Origin of the sequence: Hyphomonas sp. (genome assembly GCF_037969335.1) — a bacterium.
In the GTDB taxonomy this organism is placed as follows: Bacteria; Pseudomonadota; Alphaproteobacteria; order Caulobacterales; family Hyphomonadaceae; genus Hyphomonas.
The window spans coordinates 1-3,547 of the sequence record NZ_JBBKXE010000077.1; the positions used below are offsets into that span (position 1 = coordinate 1).

Annotated in this window: 4 protein-coding genes; 2 read left to right on the forward strand and 2 right to left on the reverse strand. The window is 62.4% G+C overall.

All coding sequences use genetic code 11. From position 1 onward, the window contains the following. Together AADA04_RS06225 and AADA04_RS06230 are read left to right on the forward strand one after the other, a co-directional pair. On the forward strand, nt 1-550 hold a 550-nt coding region (locus AADA04_RS06225), incomplete at its 5' end, for an SPFH domain-containing protein (protein ID WP_340692385.1). Between the two features lie 69 nt (nt 551-619). Continuing rightward, complete coding sequence (locus tag AADA04_RS06230; protein WP_340692386.1) at nt 620-1,087, forward strand: NfeD family protein; 468 nt, start codon at nt 620-622, stop codon at nt 1,085-1,087. A gap of 3 nt (nt 1,088-1,090) precedes the next feature. Here AADA04_RS06230 and AADA04_RS06235 read toward each other — a convergent pair whose 3' ends face one another. Beyond that, complete coding sequence (locus AADA04_RS06235; protein WP_340692387.1) at nt 1,091-2,611, reverse strand: peptidase S10; 1,521 nt, start codon at nt 2,609-2,611, stop codon at nt 1,091-1,093. A 127-nt stretch (nt 2,612-2,738) separates the two neighbouring features. Beyond that, a complete protein-coding gene (locus AADA04_RS06240) occupies nt 2,739-3,365 on the reverse strand; it encodes a fasciclin domain-containing protein (protein ID WP_340692388.1) in 627 nt (208 codons plus the stop codon). Nucleotides 3,366-3,547 lie beyond the last annotated feature (182 nt).

Here is a 3,547-nt window from a genome sequence, read left to right on the forward strand (position 1 = left end):
GCGCCTGCTGCATGTGATTGATGCCGCCACCAATCCGTGGGGGGTGAAGGTCACCCGTATAGAGATTGCGGACCTCAGCCCGCCGGCCGACATTACCGAAGCGATGAACCGCCAGATGAAGGCCGAGCGCCTGAAGCGGGCGGAAATCCTCACCGCCGAGGGCGACAAGCAGTCGGCGATCCTCACGGCCGAGGGCCAGAAGCAGGCCAAGATTCTCGAAGCCGAAGGCCGCCGCGAAGCCGCTTTCCGCGATGCCGAGGCGCGCGAGCGCGAAGCCGAAGCGGAAGCCAAGGCGACGGCCATGGTCAGCGAGGCCATCGCCAAGGGCGACGTCAATGCCATCAACTACTTCCTCGGCCAGGCCTATGTCGCTGCATTCGAAAAGCTGGCGACCAGCCCGCAGCAGCGCACGGTTATCATTCCGGCAGAATTCTCGAGCATCCTCGGTACAATCGAAGGCATCAAGGGCCTGACCGGTGCGGCGAAGGAAGCCCAGCTCGCTTCGCGGACACAAGGCGGCGCCGTGCCGCCGACGCGGACGGAATACTAACCTCCTCCGGTGCCCGGGCTTCGGCTCGGGACCGGCCTCCATCTTGCCCCCAACCGGGAGACCTGGACCATGGAACAGATTTTTACCGAACTCACCGTCTGGCACTGGCTGGCGCTGGGCCTTGTCCTGTTCGGTATCGAGATGATGACCGGCACGTTCGACCTGATGATGCTGGCAATTGCCGCATGGCTGACCGGGGCGTTCGCCTTTTTCGGACCGGACACGTACACCACCTGGCAGGGGCAGCTGGTATTCTTTGGCGCGGCGGCCTTCGTGCTTGTCGCGCTGGGCCGGACCCTGTTTTCCGGCCTGCGCGGCAGCGTCGAGGAACACCCAACGCTGAACAAGCGCATGGCGGGCCTTGTCGGCCAGCGCGGTCAGGCGACGGGCGATTTCTCAGGCGGGCAAGGCCAGATCCGGATCGGCGAGACGGTGTGGGGCGCAGAAGCCGCCGACCCGATGATCCCGGTTCAGGCTGGCGACTCGGTCGTCGTCGAGGGCGCGCGCATGAACACGGCGATCGTGCGCAAGGTTTGACGCTTACTGGCCGGCCCTGATGAAGGCGCGCACATCGTTCGACAGTTTCGCGCCTTCAGGCTCTGACAGGTACATCATGTGCCCGGCGTCATAATAGTCGAACTCGACCCGGTCGAGTACGACGCCATTTTTGAACAGCGCCATCTCGGCCCCGAAGAAGGGCGTCGCCAAATCGTACCAGCCTGAGGCCAGCATGACTTTCATCTGCGGGTTCTCGCGCATGCCCTTGCCGAGCCAGGGCGTGACGTTGACATATTCCGGCCAGCCGCTGTCATTCGTGCTCCAGTTCCAGTTCGAACCTGGCTCGCCGGTCAGCACCTTGTAGGGGCGAGTGAAATCGATCTTCAGCTCGCGGGTCAGGTAGTCGTTGATGGCGGCGACATAAGCGACATCCATTCCGTAACCTGACGGATCATTCTCCGGCGAGTCGGCGGTGCCTTCGCTGTCGATACCCTTGTAACGGCCATCGAACCGGCCAACGGAATAGCCTTCCCGGCGCAGCAATTCTTTGCGGAAGCGAGTCGGGTCGATGCGCAGCTTCGCCTGACGGATCCATTCGGACGAGACGCCGAGATAGGCGCTCATCTCAGTGGCGATGGCGGCTTCCTGCGTGGCACCCAGCGTGTTGCCACGGATCAGGGCCGGGGCCAGCGTGTCGATGGCATAGGTGCGGGCGGCGGCGATGAAGGCATCAAAGTCGCCATTCCATTTCGCCGTGTCGACCTTGCCGTGATACCAGGCGATGGCGGCTTCGGACGGGAAGTAGGAAATGTGCGCGGTGTCGTTGCCGGGGGCGAATTCGCCGGTCTGGAAATCGAGGATGGCGGAAATCAGGACCACGCCATTGAGGCCGATCCCGTTCCAGCCGCCCTGCAGTTTCTCGGTCAGGGCTGCGGCGCGGGTGGTGCCATAGCTTTCGCCAGCGAGGTATTTCGGGCTGTTCCAGCGGCCATTCTCGGTGATCCAGATACGGATGAATTCGGCGATGCTTTCGGCGTCTTCGTTGACGCCGTAGAATTCCTTGCCGTCATTGTCACCGAGCGGGCGCGAATAGCCGGTGCCGACGGGATCGATGAAGACCATGTCTGTCACGTCGAGCAGCGAGTTCTGGTTGTCGCGGATCGTATAAGGCGGTGCGCCGACGCCGCTGGCGTCAGACGGCGTGATGACCTGTTTCGGACCGAAGGCACCCATGTGCAGCCAGAGCGAGGCCGAACCCGGGCCGCCATTGAACACGAAAGTGACCGGGCGCTGACGCGCATCGGATACGCCGTCGCGGACATAGGCGACCGAGAAGATCGAGGCCGTGGGCTCGTCTTTCTTGTCGCGCAGGTAGGTTTCGCTGGCGACGGTCTTGTACTTGATGGTCTGGCCATTCAGCTTGAGGGAATGATCGGAGGCGAAGGCCTGGGCCTCGGGTATCTCGGGCTTTTCCTTTGCCGCCTCAGCCTTGTCGGCCTTTTCGTCTGCAAATCCCGGTACGGCAACGAGTGTCAGGCACAGTGCCAGCAATAATCCACGCATCTTATCAACCCTCAGCAATCTGGTGTTGGCAGGACAGTATCAGGGCAGCGCGTCATCGCAAGACCCGGAAAAGTATGGCCCCGCACCGGGGGGAGTGCGGGGCCAAGTTCATGCCGGATTGAGTGTATCAGCCCGGCATGACAACCGTGTCGATCAGGTGGACAACGCCATTGGACGCGTCGATATCGGTTGCGGTCACCGTGGCGGTTCCGCCGGCTGCATCGGTGAGGATGACATTGCCGTCGACGATGGAGGCAGTGAGGTCTGCGCCGTTGACGGTGGTGACCGTGAACCTGCCGCCATTGTCGGTGATGGCCTGGACAAGATCAGCCGCCATCACTTCGCCTGCCACGACATGGTAAGTCAGGATGCCGGACAGCTTGGCCTTGTTCTCTGGCAGGAGCAGTGTTTCGACTGTGCCTTCCGGCAGTTTGGCGAATGCGTCGTTTGGCGGCGCAAACACAGTGAACGGACCGTCGCTGTTCAGCGTTTCGACAAGGTCAGCCGCCGTGACGGCAGCGACAAGAGTCGACAGGGCGTCATTGCCAGCGGCAACGGCGACAATCGTGCCGGTTTCGACAACCGCTTCTTCCATCATGGGTTCAGCAGGCGGTGTTGCTGCTTCGGTCGGCATTTCGACCTTGGCAGCGGGGGCGGCATCATAGTCTGACTTGTCGGCGGCATCTTCGCAGGCCGCGAGCGACAGGGAAGCGGCAATGGCCGCCGTAATCAACAGATTGGTCTTGAGGGGCATATGTGACTCTCCATGCAATGCGCAGGGGTACGCATGCCCCTTTGTACGGAGCTGCGCGGAAACGGTTCACATTTGACGGCGAAAAAATTTCAGGAACCGCCTAGCCGGGCTGCCACGCGCCATCCATCGCGGCGTCGGCGCCCCAGCAGACATAGGTGATGGCCGAGCGCGTCAGCATGCCC